Here is a 2137-nt window from a genome sequence, read left to right as displayed (position 1 = left end):
AAGAATTCCTCTTAAGCAAAGTCCGTCTCAAGCGAGGGACGCTAGTATCCTCTTTACCAGTTTTATAGATTTGAGTAAGCAGTAACTCTGCTGCCAAGTTGGCCATTTGAATGGCAGGCTGATTAACCGTAGTGATGGTCGGTGTATAGAAACTGGCATAGGGTACATCATCGATCCCTATTACCGCCATGTCATCAGGTATATTTATTTCGTGCTGTTTCATATAACGCAACACTTCATTAAGTACGATATCATTTCCTGCCAATATGGCTTGAGGCGGCTTTTCCAATTCGAAAAATTCTGAAAGTGCAACCGGGATTTCATCTGCGTTCACTGTTTTAATATAGTCTGAATTGAATGGTATCCCATGTGACGCAAGGGAATCCTTGTACCCTTGGATCCGTTCGATACGAGGACTGATATCGCGTATGATTGAAGTGGTTATGATTGCAATGGTTTCATAACCCTTTTCAATAAACCTGTCGATCGCTAACTTGGAAGCAAGGTGATTGTCGAGCATGACAGTTGCAATATCCAATTCTTCGATCGTCCTATCCATGAAAACAATCGGGAAATGATCACTCTTCATACGTTGATATAAATCCAGATTGTCCCCTGTGGGGAAAATGATGATCCCATCCACCTGTTTAGCTCTTAGCATTTCAATATAATTCTTTTCCTTTTCAGGATTGTCATCTGCATTGCATACGATAATATGGAACCCTTGTTCATAAAAGTAGTTTTCAATAGCTCTAATAACTTGCGTTGAAAACGTATGAAGGATATTGGCAACCACTACCCCGACGGTAAAAGTGGATTTTTGTTTTAAACTGCGTGCTATTATATTAGGCTGATAGTTTAATTCTTCTATTGTTGCTTCAATCTTTTTCCTGGTTTTTTCACTCATATATTCGTAACGTTTGTTAAGGTATTGGGAAACTGTGCTTTTTGATACTTTAGCATGATTGGCGACATCAGTAATTGTAATGGTTTTCATTTCATTCATTCCTGTCGTATGGTTTCAAATCTCTAATACCAATATGGCTGAGATATATAAGGAATATTCTATTATAATAAGGAACGCTTTACAATCACCTTCTGATGCAGTAAAAAAGTCAATATCCCATACCGTGGAACTAATTTAATCACGGTCACTTGTTTGCCTTTTTATTGGACCTGGATTCAGACACCTGAGTATGCCATGAAACCACCATCGACTGGTACCGTAATTCCTGTGACAAAGCCCGAATAGGATTCATCAACAAGCCAAAGCAATGTACCAAGTAAATCTTCGGGCTGCCCAAAGCGCTTCATGGGTGTTGATGTAATGATTTTATTAGATCTTGCCGTCAGGCTGCCATCTTCATTAAGCAAAAGATCCCGATTTTGCTTCGTCAAAAAGAATCCTGGAGCAATGGCATTCACCCGTAAACCTTCCTCGGCAAAATGAACAGCCATCCACATCGTAAAATTATTTATCGAAGCTTTGGCAGCACTATATGCTGGTACTTTAGTCATTGGAGCGTAGGCACTCATGGAAGATACATTTACTATAACAGGTGCTTCCACTTGCAATAACTCTTTCCCAAAAACCTGACTCGCCAAAAATGTACCGGAGAAATTACTGGCAAAAACCTGGGAGAAACCATTTTCATCCAAATCAAAGAAGGATTTTCCTTCTGTTTCTTCCCCATATTTCTCTGGAGCGGTAATGGCATCAGGATGATTGCCTCCCGCTCCATTTATTAATAGATCCACTCTTCCGAACGATTCTAATATTTTCCCTTTTGCATTTTCCAATGAGGCCCTATCCAAAACATCCGCTGCGATGGATATCGCAGTCCCCCCAGTATGTTCAATGAGTTCGACCACTTCTTGCCCTTTTTCCGCCGTTCTGTTCAATATAGCTATCTTGACACCATGGCGAGCCAATTCCACCGCCATTTTGGAACATAAAACACCGCTGCCTCCAGTGATCACTGCCACCCTGTTGGATAAGTTTTCATGAATGGGAATCATGATTTTTCACCTAATTTAGTAGCCTCATATGCATCCCATAATCCGAGCAAATACATGATTCCCAATGCTCGGTCATATAAACCGTAACCTGGGCGGCAAACTTCACCCCATATATGGC

3 protein-coding genes are annotated in these 2137 nt (G+C 40.7%); all 3 read right to left on the bottom strand.

Features of this window, described 5'->3' with window-relative positions:
* A partial coding sequence (locus tag ACFVSH_RS25865; RefSeq protein WP_387708635.1) for a LacI family DNA-binding transcriptional regulator occupies window positions 1-997 on the bottom strand: 997 nt, incomplete at its 3' end.
* A gap of 185 nt (window positions 998-1182) precedes the next feature.
* Entirely contained in the window at window positions 1183-2019 is an 837-nt protein-coding gene (locus ACFVSH_RS25860; protein ID WP_387708633.1) for an SDR family oxidoreductase, read from the bottom strand.
* The coding region (locus ACFVSH_RS25855) for a mannonate dehydratase (RefSeq protein ID WP_387708637.1) at window positions 2016-2137 on the bottom strand (122 nt) is incomplete at its 5' end. The genes ACFVSH_RS25860 and ACFVSH_RS25855, both read right to left, overlap by 4 nt.

Origin of the sequence: Peribacillus sp. NPDC058002 (assembly GCF_042886655.1) — a bacterium.
GTDB classification, from domain to species: Bacteria; Bacillota; Bacilli; order Bacillales; family DSM-1321; genus Peribacillus; species Peribacillus aracenensis.
The sequence above is the reverse complement of the archived record's forward strand: the minus strand, read 5'-3'. Positions and strand labels throughout refer to the sequence as shown.